Source organism: Kribbella sp. NPDC050241 (assembly GCF_044459685.1).
In the GTDB taxonomy this organism is placed as follows: domain Bacteria; phylum Actinomycetota; class Actinomycetes; order Propionibacteriales; family Kribbellaceae; genus Kribbella.
The window spans coordinates 159768-175270 of the sequence record NZ_JBITJE010000012.1; the positions used below are offsets into that span (position 1 = coordinate 159768).

At 65.4% G+C, this 15503-nt stretch carries 18 protein-coding genes; 10 read left to right on the top strand and 8 right to left on the bottom strand.

Annotation, left to right across the window (positions count from 1 at the left end; all coding sequences use genetic code 11):
- Positions 1-286: 286 nt before the first annotated feature.
- Complete coding sequence (locus ACIBG5_RS37225; RefSeq protein WP_396396433.1) at positions 287-1402, bottom strand: DUF262 domain-containing protein; 1116 nt, start codon at positions 1400-1402, stop codon at positions 287-289.
- 519 nt (positions 1403-1921) lie between these two features.
- Between ACIBG5_RS37225 and ACIBG5_RS37230 the strand changes: the two genes are divergently transcribed.
- The gene (locus tag ACIBG5_RS37230) at positions 1922-2332 is read left to right on the top strand and encodes a hypothetical protein (protein WP_396396434.1); all 411 of its coding nucleotides are present in this window, start codon (positions 1922-1924) and stop codon (positions 2330-2332) included.
- 408 nt (positions 2333-2740) lie between these two features.
- Complete coding sequence (locus tag ACIBG5_RS37235) at positions 2741-3328, top strand: hypothetical protein (protein WP_396396436.1); 588 nt, start codon at positions 2741-2743, stop codon at positions 3326-3328.
- A 178-nt stretch (positions 3329-3506) separates the two neighbouring features.
- Here ACIBG5_RS37235 and ACIBG5_RS37240 read toward each other — a convergent pair whose 3' ends face one another.
- The gene (locus ACIBG5_RS37240) at positions 3507-3824 is read right to left on the bottom strand and encodes a nucleoside triphosphate pyrophosphohydrolase (RefSeq protein ID WP_396396438.1); all 318 of its coding nucleotides are present in this window, start codon (positions 3822-3824) and stop codon (positions 3507-3509) included.
- A 450-nt stretch (positions 3825-4274) separates the two neighbouring features.
- Between ACIBG5_RS37240 and ACIBG5_RS37245 the strand changes: the two genes are divergently transcribed.
- Positions 4275-6272 carry a hypothetical protein gene (locus ACIBG5_RS37245; RefSeq protein ID WP_396396439.1) on the top strand — a complete coding sequence of 666 codons (1998 nt, stop codon included), beginning with the start codon at positions 4275-4277 and terminating at the stop codon, positions 6270-6272.
- Positions 6273-6407: 135 nt separating this feature from the next.
- Here the strand turns inward: ACIBG5_RS37245 and ACIBG5_RS37250 are convergent, their stop codons facing one another.
- Positions 6408-7106 carry a winged helix-turn-helix transcriptional regulator gene (locus tag ACIBG5_RS37250; RefSeq protein WP_396396441.1) on the bottom strand — a complete coding sequence of 233 codons (699 nt, stop codon included), beginning with the start codon at positions 7104-7106 and terminating at the stop codon, positions 6408-6410.
- A gap of 140 nt (positions 7107-7246) precedes the next feature.
- Here ACIBG5_RS37250 and ACIBG5_RS37255 point away from each other — a divergent pair, with 140 nt between their 5' ends.
- The gene (locus ACIBG5_RS37255) at positions 7247-8614 is read left to right on the top strand and encodes an FAD-binding oxidoreductase (protein ID WP_396396443.1); all 1368 of its coding nucleotides are present in this window, start codon (positions 7247-7249) and stop codon (positions 8612-8614) included.
- A gap of 24 nt (positions 8615-8638) precedes the next feature.
- On the opposite strand, the gene ACIBG5_RS37260 is transcribed toward ACIBG5_RS37255, so the two are convergent.
- From ACIBG5_RS37260 to ACIBG5_RS37280, 5 genes are all read right to left on the bottom strand, one after another.
- Positions 8639-9247: a hypothetical protein gene (locus tag ACIBG5_RS37260; RefSeq protein ID WP_396396444.1), complete on the bottom strand. Its 609-nt coding sequence runs from the start codon at positions 9245-9247 to the stop codon at positions 8639-8641.
- Positions 9248-9384: 137 nt separating this feature from the next.
- Positions 9385-10002 carry a histidine phosphatase family protein gene (locus ACIBG5_RS37265; protein ID WP_396396445.1) on the bottom strand — a complete coding sequence of 206 codons (618 nt, stop codon included), beginning with the start codon at positions 10000-10002 and terminating at the stop codon, positions 9385-9387.
- Between the two features lie 4 nt (positions 10003-10006).
- Positions 10007-10495 (bottom strand): bacterioferritin, encoded by a 489-nt coding sequence (gene bfr / locus ACIBG5_RS37270; protein ID WP_396396447.1) that lies wholly within the window; start codon positions 10493-10495, stop codon positions 10007-10009.
- Positions 10482-10691 (bottom strand): bacterioferritin-associated ferredoxin, encoded by a 210-nt coding sequence (locus ACIBG5_RS37275; protein WP_131363115.1) that lies wholly within the window; start codon positions 10689-10691, stop codon positions 10482-10484. The genes bfr and ACIBG5_RS37275 overlap by 14 nt, the downstream gene beginning before the upstream one ends.
- 62 nt (positions 10692-10753) lie before the next feature.
- Positions 10754-11575 (bottom strand): class I SAM-dependent methyltransferase, encoded by an 822-nt coding sequence (locus ACIBG5_RS37280; protein ID WP_396396449.1) that lies wholly within the window; start codon positions 11573-11575, stop codon positions 10754-10756.
- Between the two features lie 179 nt (positions 11576-11754).
- Between ACIBG5_RS37280 and ACIBG5_RS37285 the strand changes: the two genes are divergently transcribed.
- From ACIBG5_RS37285 to ACIBG5_RS37310, 6 genes are all read left to right on the top strand, one after another.
- Positions 11755-12684 (top strand): hypothetical protein, encoded by a 930-nt coding sequence (locus ACIBG5_RS37285; protein ID WP_396396451.1) that lies wholly within the window; start codon positions 11755-11757, stop codon positions 12682-12684.
- Between the two features lie 18 nt (positions 12685-12702).
- Positions 12703-12882, top strand: coding sequence for a hypothetical protein (locus tag ACIBG5_RS37290; protein WP_360441864.1), 180 nt, complete (start codon positions 12703-12705; stop codon positions 12880-12882).
- Entirely contained in the window at positions 12879-13079 is a 201-nt protein-coding gene (locus tag ACIBG5_RS37295) for a hypothetical protein (protein ID WP_396396453.1), read from the top strand. The genes ACIBG5_RS37290 and ACIBG5_RS37295 overlap by 4 nt, the downstream gene beginning before the upstream one ends.
- Positions 13060-13344 carry a hypothetical protein gene (locus ACIBG5_RS37300; protein WP_396396455.1) on the top strand — a complete coding sequence of 95 codons (285 nt, stop codon included), beginning with the start codon at positions 13060-13062 and terminating at the stop codon, positions 13342-13344. Before ACIBG5_RS37295 ends, ACIBG5_RS37300 begins: the two co-directional genes overlap by 20 nt.
- Positions 13345-13668: 324 nt before the next feature.
- Positions 13669-14493: an alpha/beta fold hydrolase gene (locus tag ACIBG5_RS37305; protein ID WP_396396456.1), complete on the top strand. Its 825-nt coding sequence runs from the start codon at positions 13669-13671 to the stop codon at positions 14491-14493.
- Positions 14494-14584: 91 nt separating this feature from the next.
- A complete protein-coding gene (locus tag ACIBG5_RS37310) occupies positions 14585-15406 on the top strand; it encodes an alpha/beta fold hydrolase (RefSeq protein ID WP_396396458.1) in 822 nt (273 codons plus the stop codon).
- The last annotated feature ends 97 nt before the right edge of the window (positions 15407-15503 follow it).

Here is a 15503-nt window from a genome sequence, read left to right on the forward strand (position 1 = left end):
CTCCGGTGCAGAGCTTGACCGGCTGGCGCAGACGGCGTGTAGACAGAGGTCTTGGCGCCCGCCATCATCCTCACGCAAGCGTCCTCCTGGAAAACCTCCCAGGCAGTGAAAATCCGAAGAAAGGCGGCCTCGTAGAGCGCTTCCATCTGGGCAACCTTAAGATTCATACGGACAACTGTCGCTGGTGGAGCATTGAGCCAGAGCGCCTCGGTGGCACCCAGCCACGTTAGAGTGTTCGTGCAATCGGCGCTGAAGTTCTTGAGCGCAAGCGCGAGATCATTCGGCATCAGTCGCTCAAATTTGCGCGATTCCAAATGGTCTTTAGTCGCGTGAGCCGTGGGCCGATGTTGTCCGTTTGCCTAGATGAAGCTATCAAAAAATCCCTCTGCCACGGCGGCAGCTCCTCCGGTGAAGGCTTGTCACTCAACAACTCAGAGAGGTAAACGACTGCGTCCCTGAGATCGACGATCGATCCTTGGCCTAGCGGCTTCAGCGGTGTTTCAAGATCGACGCCTGGCAATCCATAGTTGCGGTGGGCGACGGCACAGAACAAGCTATGAAACAAAGGTACCCGCCGGAATTCGGACACTGGCAATAGGTCACCGACCGCCGCGACGATCTGATCCGTAACAGTGTCCAGGCGCTCCAGCGTCTTCTTTGCACTCAGGTAGCGGGCTGGCCGGTTGATAGGGCCACGCCTCCAGTTGACGCGCTCCGTTCCCCACGTCTCATCTAGATTTCTGTAGAACTCATCAATGGTGTTCTTCTTGTCCTGCATTCCGTCCAATAGCGCAATCGACAACTCGCTCACTAGTTCTACTTCTTGCATCCTGGCAATGCCTGTCTCGGTGAAGATCCGAGCCTGACGCCAGAATTCGAGGTGTCGCCGAGCCGCGTCGTACATGGCAGTCTTGAAGACGCCAAAATACTTGCCGTTACGCAACTCCTGGGCACTCAAGGCAACCGAATAGGTGTTGATTCTCGCGAAAATCTCGAGCACTGTTCCATCATCGAGATTCTCGTACTGGAATCCGTGGAACTTATACATCATCAGCTGTCGCTGCTCATCCTGGGTCAGATCCTTGAAACTCTTTCCTGCCCACGATGCATCCAATGATCGACTAAGACGAAATCTACCTGTCACGTAGTCGAAAACGGCTCGCAGTCGTTGCTGACCATCGATGATCTCCCGCTCCGGAGCCCCTTTGGCACCCATACCCAAACGCACATGGATGGGGGGCACCGGGAATCCGCGCAGCATCGTATCGATGAAGAAGCTCTTCGCAGCCGCTTTCCACACTGGTCGTCGTTGGAACTTTGGACTGAGTTCCAGCAGGCCGGATTCATACCAGGCCAGCAGATCTAGTGTGACATGAGTGCTGACAGTCGGATTGATGCTCACGAGCTGACGATACTTCACAACTGCTGTCTCCAGCTCTGGTGAAGCAGCGACTCGAGTCGGCGACAGATGTGGTCAGTAGGCCGCTGTGGTGCGCCAGCCGACCACCGCACCAGCGCATCACGGCTGGTCGAACGTGACAGCCCTCGCAACGTAGCCTCGATCTTCCCCATCGCCTGGCCATCGAGGCACTGGCGTAGACGCGCATCAGGACGTCGAGGGAGGTGCCGCTCGCCAGCCGAGTCGAGACCGCCACCTGTCGGAGGTCATCCGACGTTGTACCAGCTGCGAAATGTGCCACATCCGTACCGAAGGACAACCCGTTTCGCAGGTCACGGGCAGTTTCCTTGCACGGTGAGCGGAGGGTGTGCGAGTCGAACCCACGATGACAGTCACCCGCCATACCGGTTTCAAGACCATCGATCGACTTGCGAGACGCCCTCACGACCTGGATCGGCTCTCCGCTGTGTAACAACATGCGCTGCTCAGCCGATGCAGCGGGAAAGCGCGCCTGGGAGGGCCATGGCAAGCAACGATGAGAAGCCCGCAGTCAACTGGACAAATCTCTTCACTTGGCTAGCAGTCGTGATCTCCTTCTACGCCCTTCTTCAGTCCTGCGAAGGAGGGGATCGCGACAAGCTCAGGCTGGGGCTCGACTATGGACAGCAGTGCATTGACTGGCAGCAGTGGGTGCTCGACCGTGTACAAGACGGATTCACCGACGAGGCAATCACGGACATGACTATGCAGGTCATTGTTGCCTCGACGGCCGACCACAAGGCGCCAACGGAAGCCAGCAAACCTGGTGAGGACTACTTCTTTGACGCCTGCGGATACGTCATCCGCCAGCCGTTACTGGAGTATGTTCACAAGCTGCGTGCCACAGTTCCTAGAGCGTCTCCATCAGCGCCGCCGACGTCTGGCCAACGCTGACGTGCTTCCCAGCGGGCTGACTAGGCTCGGAGTTCAAGCCGTCCGACATGGGAACGGCAGAGGCCTACCTGTTCACCACTGGGCAGCAGGAGACATCAAGGCGCCTGGTCGCTGTAGCGAACAGTCCTGTGCTCGAGACTTCTGGCCAGTGTGCGCCAGCTGCCCGTACGTTGCTCAGGGAAGCACGGGGATCATCGGACTTCTATCGCTTTGTTGGTATCGCTACCACCAGCAGTACCTATCGCCCTCGAAGAACCCGAACGGCTACAGGTGCCACTCGAACACGGGTGTTCCGTTCCCGGCGGGCGCATAACAGCAGACTGAAGTCTGAGGGCACCACCTGCGCGGTGGTGCCCTCGGCCTTGGAGGCTGAGCTCCGTAGCTTGCCGGCGGCCATAAGGTTGGCCGGTGAGCATCTTTCGCCGCCCGACCGATCCCACCGAAGTCGTACTCCGACGCCTGTCCAAGAGCCTGCGGTGGTTCCGGCCGTCCCTGGCCGACGCTCCGACGCCGTACTCGCAGCTCGGGCACCTCGCCCAGCATCGGCTGTGTCCAGCGATTGAGCAGGGTGACGCGGCTCCAGTGATGACCGCCCTCGCCATCACCGAAGCGGCCCTGGCGGGTGCCGATCTCGACCACGTGCCCGATGCCAACCTCGACGAGGCGCTCACGCTGGGCCTGGTCGAAGTGGTGAGTAACTGGTGCTCTTGGCCGGAGACACCACCGGAGGTGGTTGCGACGATCGAGGCAGGCATGGGCCCGATGACCTACGGGCGGTGGAACTCCGTCCGGGACCAAGGCAACACCGTGGCCGACTGGATCCGTAACGGAGGTGCAGGCGACCGCACCGGCGAAGCGCCGGCGGCGTACCGGGAGATCGAGAACGCCGACCTCCGATTCCTCACCCGGTCAACCCGGCACTACATCGATGAGACGATGGCCGTGGGCACTGCCGACCGCCTGGGGTTCGAGATGGCCACCGGTCAGGGCGTGTAGCCGTGCCCCAGTTGCCTGATGTCCATCTACAAGGCGCAGTACCCCGACGCGTTCTATCGCCTCGCCAGCATCGCTACCACCAGCAGTATTTGCGCAAGGTCCCGAACGGCTACCGGTGCCACTCCAACACGGGTGTTCCGTTCCCAGCCGACGACTGAGAACGGAACCGGCGCGCCGGTCAGCGAACGCCGGTCCAGATGACTCGGTCGGTGAAAGTCCCTCGCTCTGTGGCCTTGGCGGCGCGGGTTGTTTCGAGGTGGTCCTTGGTAGTCCCCAGGTCGGCCGCCAAGGCATAGACGACCTCGAGGATGTCCGCGAGTTCCTCGACGGCGGTCGCGCCGTCGGCAGTGAGGAATTCGTCGACCTCCTCCAGGAGCTTGTCGCGCAGCCGGCGACCGTACTCGGCAGACTCGGCCCGATAGGTGATCGGCTCAGCACCACTCGCGCGGATGATCTCCGGGATGCGGTCTCTCACAAGCTTGCCGCCAGCACTCATCTGTTCCTCCATCAACCCGTGAGACCGACCGCCCAATCCTAGTTCAGCCGAGCGACGGCACAGCTTCTATCGCCCAGGCGGCACCGCTACCACCAGCAGTACCTGTCCGACTTCAAGGACCCCAACGACTACCGCTGCCACAGCAACACGGGAGTTCCGTTCCCGGAAGACGTGTAAGCCCTCGACCGACGCGGTCTTCTCATCGGTGCCGAGACCAGGCTTGGCCGGTGAGGGGGCCGCTGTTTCGAGCGTGTGCGTGCGACCGACCCCGCGTGTGCACGCTCAGTTGCCAACCCTTGCGCTTCACCACATCTGAGGTCTCAAATGGCTGGTGAAGCTTGGCGAACGGGCAACTCGGGGTGCGGTAGGCCGACCACTGCATCGCGTGTGCCGACATGCTGACGTTCGGTCGCCACTCCAGTGGCACGCGACCAGCATGGAGGGCAACCCATGAAGTTCACCTCTCACATGACCCGCCGTCGAGCGTTTGGTCTGGCAACTGCGTCCCTGGTCATCTCCGCCGGCCTGATCACCCCGGCAACCTCGATGGGTGCGGCCGCCGGAGGTACCCGCGCGATTCCCAGCGGCGGCACGACGAGTATCCAGACACGTCCGCTCGGAGTCGACGGTCTCCAGCAGCCGGAGCTGCGGCCCGGAGGCCGGGACGAGGAGGAAGGCGACGGCGAGGCCGGTCAGTTCACCCGTCCGCGCCCGGGGTTCAAGAACGGCAAGTTCCCGAAGAAGCCGCTCGACGCACCCGTCGTCGCGTCCAGCGTCGTGGCCGGCTCCAACTCGGATGTCCAAGCCAGCGTGAACGGCCTGACCCACCGCGACCAACGGCTCGCCAACGGCGGCAACCAGTTCTCGCTCGAGCCGCCCGACCAGGCGCTGTGTGTCGGAAACGGGTTCGTCGTCGAGGCGGTCAACAGCGTGCTGCGGGTCCGCAGCTCGGCGACCGCCGCCACGCTGAGCGGGGTCCAGGACCTCAACACGTTCTTCGGCTACCCGCCCGCGATCGACCGCGCGACCGGCGTGATAGGGCCGCAGGTCATCGACCCAGTGTGCCTGTACGACCCGGACCACCAGCGCTTCATGGTGGTTCTCACCACCTTGGGCAGCCTGCCGAGCGGCGACTTCACCGGCAAGAACACGATCGACCTCGCCGTGTCGAACACCGGCAACCCGCTCGGCGCCTGGACCATCTACCACGTCCCGGCGCAGAACGACGGGACCGACGGAACACCCGACCACGGCTGCACCGTGGACGGGGTCGTCCACGGCCCGTGTTTCCAGGACTACCCGCACATCGGCCAGGACGCGAACGGCGTGTACGTGTCGACCAACGAGTACGACCTGTTCGGGCCGGGCTTCAACGCCGCGCAGATCTTCGCGTTCTCGAAGGCGCAGCTCGCCGGCCACCCGGCCAGCGTCAACATGACCCTGGTCGAGAACCTCGCCGTCGACGGCTCGCCGGGCTTCACCGTCTGGCCGGCCAACTCGCCGGCCGGGGAGTACTCCAGCGAACGGAACGGCACGGAGTACGCGTTGAGCACGATCGCCGGTGACGGCAGCGAGACCGGCAACCCGACCGGTACCGCGCGCCGGCTGGGCATCTGGGCGATCACCAACACGGCGTCGCTGAACTCCGCGGCACCGGCGTTGGGGATCACGAGCCGGCTGACGAACAGCCAGACGTATGTCGTCCCGCCGGAGTCGGACCAGAAGCCGGGCAACATCCCGCTGGGTGAGTGCATCAACGACACGACGATGCCGACACCGTTCGGTCCGGGGTGCTGGCAGGTGTTCTTCGAGCCCGAGGCCGAGCCCGCGCACGACGAGGTGGAGTCCACGCCGGACTCGCTGGATTCCCGGATGCAGCAGACCTGGTACGTCAACGGCACTCTGTGGGGTTCCTCCGGTACCGCGGTCAGGGTGAACGGCGAGCTCAAGGCGGGCATCGCCTGGTTCGCGGTGAGCCCGAAGATCAACGGCGCCGGCAAGATCGAGGGGCGGGTCACCAAGCAGGGTTACATCGCCCTCGCGAACAACAACCTCACCATGCCGGCCATCGCCTTCACCCCGGCCGGCAAGGGCGCGATCGCGTTCTCGGTCCTCGGCGAGACCAACTTCCCGAGCGCGGGTTACGTCCGCATCGACGAACGCGGGTCGGTGGGACCGATCCACCTCGCGGCCGCGGGCCTCGGGCCGGCTGACGGATTCACGTCGTACAAGGCGTTCGTCGGGGATCCTCCGCGGACCCGTTGGGGTGACTACGGTGCCGCCGTGACCGACGGCGGCAACATCTGGCTGGCGTCGGAGTACATCGGCCAGACGTGCACCTTGGCGGAATACTTCCCCTCGCCGGATCTGGCCGATTTCGGAAGCTGCGGAGGCACGCGCACCAGTCTCGGAAACTGGTACACCAGACTCACCAAGCTGAGTCAGTGAACCCAGCCGTGAGCTGAACGACTGCGGACCGGGCGCCCCGTACGGTCCGCAGTCGTTCCTTGGTGAACATCAGGGTGGCAGGGTCGCCGTTGCGGCACATTGAAGTCCTGGATCTCCGGAATCCTGTCGAACGGCTCAGGCTGCTGGGGTTGCTGTAGCGCGGGGGATCGGCCTGATGTGGGCGAAGGCGCTGCGGGCGTTCCAGGTGGGGAAGGCTCGTACGAGCGACGAGGGGCCGTGGAGTTGGATGCGGCCGTTGCGGGTGGCCTCGGCCCAGCTGAGCTGGCCGGCGTGCCATTTGACGAAGGCTTCGGCCTCCGCCGTGATGTAGAGGTCCTCGTCGAGGCCGGGGTACGTCTTGCACAGCTCGGTGTCGCCGTGCTCGATCAGCAGCCAGTACCGCTCGGGGCGCTGGCGGCCGGTGAAGTCGAAGCGGACGACGACGCGCCGGCGCGGGAGCCGGTCTCGGCGGAGCAGGTTGCACATCGACCACAGGGCCACGAAGGGATCGAGGTGCTCGGGGGCGATCTCGAGCCAGGCGGCACCCCACTCGCCGAGCGACACGCAGACCTTGAACAGGTCGTGACCCGCGGGTGCGAGCTCGTAGTGGCGCCCGCGCCCGTCAGGCTTGAGTGCCGAGCTGACGATGCCGAACCGTTCGAGCTGCTTGAGCCGCTGCGACAGCAGAGTGCGAGACAGCCCAGGCGCGCCCTCCAGGATCTCGCTGAAGCTGCCGCACCCCAGATACAGGTTGCGGATGATCAGCGGCGTCCAGCGCTCGGCGAAGATCTCGGCGCCGCGAGAGATGGGGCAGTACTGACCGTAAGTCCTCACGACGCCAGTGTCTTGCTGCGGCCTTCGCGTGTGAAGTCCAGATTCTTGACTTCACGGCCGGAGTCGACCGCGATGCGATGGTGCCGTCGACAGCGGACGGGCCGAGGAGGCCGGCCCACCCGAGCGAGGAGGTAACCGCTATGGAGATCGACGGGTTCCTGGGCCGGCTGATCACTGCCGACCACACCGACTACGACGCCGCCAGAGCGGTGTGGAACGGCGTCATCGACCGGCGCCCCCGGCTGATCGCTCGCTGCAGTGGGAGCGCCGACGTGGTCGCGGCCCTGCGCTTCGCCCACGACCACGAGCTGGAGATCGCCGTCCGGGGCGGAGGGCACAACGTGGCCGGTACGGCGGTCTGCGACGACGGGATCGTCATCGACCTCTCGGCGATGCGGGCCGTTCGGGTCGACTCCGCCGGCCGCACCGCCTGGGTGCAGGGAGGTGCCCTCTGGAGCGACGTCGACCACGAGACGCAGGCCCACGGTCTGGCCACTACCGGCGGCATCGTCAGCCACACCGGCGTCGCCGGGCTCACCCTCGGTGGCGGCCTCGGCTGGCTCATGCGCAAATACGGGCTCGCCGTCGACAATTTACGGGCGGCCGAGGTGGTCACCGCCGAGGGCAGCATCGTTCGGGCGTCCACCGACGAACACCCCGACCTGTTCTGGGCACTACGAGGCGGCGGCGGCAACTTCGGCGTCGTCACCTCGTTCCAGTTCGCGCTGCACTCCCTCGGCCCGGACGTCGTCGCCGGTCCGGTCTTCTGGGCGGCCGAGGACACAGCGGAGGTACTGCGCTTCTACCGGGACTTCGTTGCCGAAGCCCCCGACGAGCTCGGCAGCGTAGTCAGGCTCGGCACGGTCCCTCCTTGGCCGGACATCCCCGATCACCTGCACTGGCGGCCGGCGATCGCTGTCGCCTTCTGCTACGCCGGCGCCGTGGACGACGGCGAGCGTGCGGTGCGGAGCCTCCGCCGGTTCGGTACGCCGCTCGCGGACGTGGTCGCACCCACGCCGTACGTCGCGCACCAGAGCGCCATCGACGACACCGTTCCCCATGGCCGGCACTATTACTGGAAGTCCACGAACCTCGCCAGGCTCTCCGACGACGCCATCGATGTCATCGCCGAGCACGCCTACACCGCTGGTTCGCCCCTGTCGTACGCGGCGATGTTTCATCTGGGTGGCGCCGTCGCCCGGGTCCCCCACGACGCCACCGCATACACCGGTCGCGATGTGCCCCACAACATCGTCATCGAAGGAGTGTGGCTGCCAGACCAAGCCGCCGGGCTGGCCGCCGCCGAGACTGCGTGGGCGCGGCAGTTCCTGCAAGCCCTCGAGCCACACCGGGCCGCCGGCGTCTACATCAACTTCCTCGACGCCGACGACGACAGCCGTATCCGAGAGTCCTACGGCGATCACACCTACCGACGTCTCGCCGAGGTCAAATCGAAGTACGACCCCGACAACACCTTCCACCACAACAAGAACATCCACCCCACCTGAGCAGCCCGCTCGGTTGCGTGGTCCTCAGACGTCCGGCGTCTGGGCGTAGTCGACCGTCATCGCGGGGTTCCCCACCGATGAAACAAGTGAACCGAGCGCCAGGACAGCCATGCCCAGATAGCAAGCGAGCGCAACAATTCGCCAGGTCAGAGAGCAATCCGCACCGAGTGTGACCCACGCGGTGAAGCCGCAGATCCCGATCCCCATCGTCGTGTAGCAGGCCCACAGAAGAGTGAGAAACAGCCAGCCGGCTTGTCTGGGCGCATGCACCTTTCGGGCCTTCGTAGGTGCGTCTATCCGGGCTTGCAAGGTAATGCCGACCGAGTCTTTCGCCGACAGCCGCAGACGTTCCACGAGGAGAGCCTCGAACGCTTTGCATGCCGACGACTTCAGGACCGCGATGTTGGCAGTCACCACAGCGAAGATGACGAGCGACCACAGTGGGAGCGGGAGGAACAGCACCAAGAACGACGGAATGTCGTCGGAGCTGGATTGGGTCAGGGCGAAGACGACCAGGCCGACATACGCGCTCGCAGCTGCGAAAAGTGCGCCGTTGACGGTGCTGAGCGCCTGCAGGTCCTGTCGATCAGCCTGATAGAGCGGCATCATCAAAGCCAACTCGTCGTCGTTCATCTGCCCCCACCCCTCGGCTGCGGCGACATCCCACCGAAATCGCCCCCGCCACCACCTTCTCCTACGCCGGGCCAGGTCAGCACCAGGTGAGTGCCTCAGTGGCCAGGGTTTCTGAGTCTCCGGCGCACCGATGGCCTTCAGATGTGCAGGTCTGTGGGGAAGCCGGTCCAGCGCAGGTCGGCGGGCAGATGGCGCATGTCGTTGTAGATCAGGACCGAGGAGGGACGACCTGGCGCGAAGCGGAGGACAGTCAGTGCCGCGTTGCAGTGGTTGAGAGCGAGCCACCGCCACTTCGGCGCGTCCAGGGTGTGTCGAACCAGCCAGCCGACCAGGAAGTTGTGGGTGATCAGCAGCTGGTGCTGTTCGTCATTGCCGTCCACCGGCCCGGTGAATCGCTCCAGGGCCACGCGCGCCAGCTCAGCTCCGCTTTCGAGCTCCTCGGCCGTGAACTGCTGGAGGAAGCGCAGCAGGAAGTCAGCCGAGTCCGCCGGCAGCTCGTCCTGCGTCGGCAGGTAGGGGACATAGTCTCCGGCTGCTTCCGAATCCTCCAGCAGGACTTCGCTCTGGAGTTCCTGCTGGACCAGGCGCGCGGTTTGGGCTGCCCGGGGAAGCGGACTGTGATGAAGAGACGAGAAAGGGACGTCCTGCAGTCGCTGACCGAGCGATACGGCCTGACGACGGCCCTTGTCTGACAACCCACTCTGATCCGGCAGTGCCTCGGCGTGCCTCACGACGTACAGATAACGGGTGGCCACTCCGTCAGCCTGGTGACTTGCCGGGCTCGATCTGTTGGGCGAGGTATTGCTGGACGCCGACGCGTTCGATGGCGTCGAGTTGGGACTCGAACCAGTCGACGTGCGTCTCCTCGTCGCGGACCATCTCCTCGAACACGGCCGCGGTGCCGTGGTCGCCGAGGTCGTGGCACTCCTTCGCCGACGTGTTGAACTGCGCCACCGCGGCGAGCTCGCCCTCGAGGCCCAGCCGGAGCATCTCCTGGGCGTCCTCACCGACCGCCACAGCGCCGAGCTTCTGCAGATTCGGGTGGCCGTCGAACAACAGGATGCGGCTGATCAGCGCATCGGCGTCCTTCATCTCGTCGATCGACAGGTCGTAGAAGGCCTTGCCGAGCCGCCCGAATCCCCAGTTGTCGAGCATCCTGGCCTCGAGGAAGTACCCGTTGATGACCGTCAGCTCGAGGGTGAGCGCCTCGTTGAGCAGTACGACGACGCGTGGGTTAACCGGCTGCACCTGCCACCTCCGTGATTGAGGCTGCCGAGACCGACCTCCCATGCTGGCACAACAACCGCTTCAACGAGAAGACGCAGCCGCCACAGTTCCGTCCCGCCCCGGTCGCCCCGCACACCTGCGCGAGCGTCCGAGCGCCGCGGTCGATGCTCTCGACGACGTCGCGGTCGCTGACGACCTCACAGTGGCAGACAATCACACAGGTGAGGCTACCCTAACCGCCCAGCGCTCGTCACGGCCGTGTCCAAGAACCTGGCTTGTTCAGAAGCGGTAGTGCAGGACGATGGTTCCCTTCCGGGACCACGCCGTACTGCGGGCTTGGGCTCGGTAGTAGAGGCGGAGGACGGACGGGAACTGGGCGATCTCGGGTTCGCGGCTGATCAGGATCTCCTTGATCAGTTGCAGCTTCGGGTTCCAGCGTTCGAAGTCGCGCGGGTCGTCGACGCCGGGGAATTTGATCAGGTCCGCGACCGTCTTGGTGCCGCGCGAGTGCCGGGCCGCCCAGACGGCGAACTTGGTGTAGCTGTTGAAGACCAGGTTGCCGCTCGGGAAGTGCTCGACCAGCCGGTCCAGCAATGCTGTCACCTGGTCCTGGCTGAGGAACCCGAACAGACCGTCGGCCACGATGATCGCCGGCTTGTCGGAGGGTACGGCGTCCAGCCAGCCCTTGCCGGTCACGTCGGCGGCGATGTTGTGGGAGTGCGGACGCTCCGGAATCAACTCCCGGCGTGCGGTGACGACCTCGGGGAAATCGACGTCGTACCACTCGACGGTGTCCGGCGGGGCGAGCCGTTCCCGGCGGGTGTCGAGGCCGGCGCCCAGGTCGAGTCCGACGGCATCCGGGTGACGGTCGAGGAACCTCGACGCCACCTCGTCCAGCTTCTTCGCCCGGATGGTCGCGTTCAGGAGCAGGTTGGTGTCGATCTTGAGCCGCTCGTAGTCGTAGCCGGACGTACGGACGATCTGGTCGGCCATGGCATCGCCGAGGATCGGGATCGGTCTGCGGTTGTCGAGGGCGCGGCAGCACAGCGTCAACCACAGACTGTCCTCGAGCGGCGTGAAGGCCGGAAGTGTGGTCCCCATGGCGGATCCCTCCGGGTTGACTGTGGACTTCGCACCACCCTCGCCGCCGCCACGCCTGGCGACATCATCCGTATCGAGTGAATTCGGGCGTCGCTGCATGAGTTTGTAGTGCAGGTCGCCGGGTACCTGCGGTGTGGCTGGGGGCCTGATATGTGATTCAGGATCAGGGAGGCAGCGACATGGCCGGAACACGCACCGCAGGCAAGTTGGTGAAGGCCTGGGGCACCGGGGTCAAGGACTTACCGCAGAACGCGACCTGGCTGCTCTCGAAGGCGTTGACGCCGTTGGAAGCGACGAAGGATGCGGCCGGCAGCGCGACTCAGTCGGCTGGAAGCGGCCTGGCGGACATCGCTCGCCACGCAGGTGCATCTGTCATGGATGTACTTCCCGTGGGCGACTCGATCGAGCTGCGGCTCCAGCGAGCCAGGGCCGCGGCCGACGAGGCCAAGCAGGCCGAGGACGACGCGGTACGCGAGGCCGAGGAAGCGAAGGCGCGCAGCGACGAGGCGCGTCAGGTCGCCGAACGGTGCCGAGCGTACGTGCGTGACGTCGAGCGGGAGCAGACACAGGAGGTCAGCGACAAGGTCGCCGAGGCCCGCCGCGAGGCCGACGCGCGAGTGGAGCGGGCCAGGGCTTCGGCGCAGGCAGACGCCGACCGCGTGGTACAGCGGGCGAAGGCGGAGGCGGACGACCGGGTCGCGAAGGCCCGCGAAGAGGCGGAGGCGGCGCAGTCGAAGGCCAAGCAGGCGATGGCCGACGCGACCGCCAGCCTGACAGAGGCCAGGCGGCTGGCCGACGAGGCCACCGAGGCGACGAAGGCTGCGGCCGAGGAGGCACACCGACAGGCCGCGCAGCTTGCCGCGGACGCAGATCGCGAGGCCAAGAACGCCGACGAACGGGTCCGCGAGGCCGAACAGGTCCGATCTCGCGCCACCACACAGCGGAAGCGCAACGGTGGACAGAGTCGTGGCGCTGCCGACCTCAACGAGATGACCAGGACGGACCTGCTGAACCTGGCCACGGCCGAGGAGGTCAAGGGCAGGTCGGCGATGAGCAAGACCGAACTGGTGACCGCCCTCAAACGCTCGACCAGTTCGAAGCGGCGATAGCCAAGAGTGGAGACGATCATGGGACTGTTGCACAGGAAAAGCCGGACCGAGCGGATTGTCGGGCAGATCGCGACCGGCACGACGAACGCGATGCGCCGCGGTGCTGTGCGCAACAGCGTCGCCGCCGCGGCTGCCGCGATCGGGGTGAGCGCGGCCAGCGCTGTGGTCTCCTCGCGGCGGCAGAAGGACAAGAAATGAAGCTGCGCAGCGTGGCGGTGTTCGGCGTGGGGTACGTGCTCGGGGCCAAGGCGGGACGTGAACGCTATGTTCAGATGGTCGAAGCGCTCCAGCGGGCGTCGCAGCGGCTCGACGAGGCTCGCCGTCAACGCGGCAAGCCTTCCCGAACCAGTAGCGACGGGCTCGACAGCTATCTGGATGAGACCAGCCGGAACTAGCACCCTGGCCGGCGGGGCCGTCGTACGCACCTCGCTCGTCGCCCGGCTGCTCGGAGTGCGGCTCTTGACCGTCGAGGGAACCGTTCTGCTCTCACCGGTCTCGTTCGGCGACCCGCCCGCGGACAGTGCCCCCACTGCCCGCGTCGAGACCACGACATCCCCCGTGGACGCCAGGACCGGACCCAAAGGGATAGGCGCAAGGCTCGGTCCGTCGGCGCGCCTGATCGACGAAAGCATCAAAGACCTGCGCACGCTGGACCACTGAACGAGCGGATCAGCCCATGGCTTTCTGGCCGTCGATCGTCTCGCGGATGATGTCGGCGTGGCCGGGAGCTCGTAGGCGACGTCGAGGTCGAGAGTTCGCTTCCGGGATGTACTCGGTCTCCTCGGGCTCGTCCGTGAGCCTGTCCGCTACTTGGGGGCTCCTCAGATCGGCCGTCGGGGGCTAGGGTGGCGTGGGGGTGGTGAGGTCACCAAACCCGTTGCTGACAAAGGGTTTCGGGCTGACGACGATTCGGTGCCGGGCTCCTGGTCCCGTGTGCCGTTCGAGGCCGGGGCTACTTCGTCACGCACTTGAGGGGGCACGACAGTGGGAATGATCACGACCAGCGACGGTACCGAGATCTTCTACAAGGACTGGGGCAGCGGTCAGCCGATCGTCTTCAGTCACGGTTGGCCGCTGTCGGCCGACGACTGGGACAACCAGATGCTGTTCTTCCTGCAGCAGGGGTACCGGGTCGTCGCCCATGACCGCCGCGGTCACGGCCGGTCGACGCAGACCAGCGACGGCCACGACATGGACCACTACGCCGACGACCTCGCCGCGGTCGTCGAGCATCTCGACCTGCACGACTGCCTCCACGTCGGCCACTCGACCGGCGGCGGCGAAGTCACGCACTACCTCGCCCGGCACGGTGAGGCCCGGGCTGCCAAGGCCGCACTGCTCTGCGCCGTACCGCCGCTGATGGTGAAGACCGGCGCCAACCCGGACGGCCTGCCCAAGGAGGTCTTCGACGACCTGCAGGCCCAGCTGGCGGCGAACCGCTCGGAGTTCTACCGCGCGCTGCCGTCCGGACCTTTCTACGGGTACAACCGGCCCGGCGCGCAGGCATCCGAGGCCGTCATCCAGAACTGGTGGCGCCAGGGCATGATGGGCGGGGCCAAGGCGCACTACGACGGCATCGTCGCGTTCTCCCAGACCGACTTCACCGCGGACCTGAAGCAGATCGGCATCCCGGTGCTGGTGGTCCACAGCGAGGACGACCAGATCGTTCCGTACGTCGCATCGGGCCCGCGGTCGGCGGAGCTGCTGAAGAACGGGATCCTGAAGACGTACAAGGACCTCCCCCACGGCATGCCGACCACCCACGCCGACGTGGTCAACGCCGACCTGCTGGAGTTCTTCCAGTCGTAGTGCTCTGCGCCCGCACCACGACACTCATCAACTGACTTCGTCATGCTCGCGCGCCCTCCCGGCGACAGTCGACTGACGAAAGGACCTGTCGATGAACAGGAATCGATCACCTCTCTTCCGTGTGCTGACCGTGCTCACGGCCGTCCTGGGTCTGGTGCTGACCGCGATAACCCCTGCGGCGGCGTCCCATCCCGGTGGCCCGAAACCCACCATCGTGCTGGTCCATGGCGCCTGGGCCGACGGATCCAGCTGGTCCAAGGTCACCAGCCGTCTCCTGAACGACGGCTACAACGTCCGTGTGCCACCGAACCCGTTGCGCAACCTCACCACCGACGCCGAAACCATCAGAAGCTTCCTGTCCACGTTGTCCGGACCCGTCGTACTGGTCGGTCACTCGTACGGCGGCGCCGTCATCACGAACGCGGCGACCGGCAACCCGAACGTCAAGGCGCTCGTGTACGTCGACGCGTTCGCACCCGCGGCGGGAGAAGCGATCTTCTCGCTGGCCGGCGAGGACTCCGCACTGAACGTCGACCCCGCTACCGTCTTCGACTTCGTCCCCTACCCGGGCGCGGACGCCGGTGACGTCGACCTCTACCTCAAGCGCGACACCTTCCTGACGTCGTTCGCGTCCGGCGTCCCACGCCACGAGGCCGAGAACCTCTACCCGTCCCAGCGCCCGTTGACTCTCAGCGCCGGAAGCACAATTTCAGGTACGCCGGCGTACCTGACCATCCCGTCCTGGTACGTCCTCGGCACCGGCGACCGCATCATCACCCCCGACGCCCAACTCGCCATGGCCACCCGAGCCAACTCCAAGATCACCAAGATCAAGGCCGGCCATCTAGGCCTGGTCTCCAAACCCAGCCCCATCACCAAAGTCATCGAACAAGCAGCCCGCGCAACCCGCTGACGGGTCTCCGCCACCCGGTAGCTGGTTGTGCACGAAAACCCAGCGACCGGGTGGTGCTCCGGCGGCTACGCTCCCAGGCGTGCCGGCGGAAGAGGAT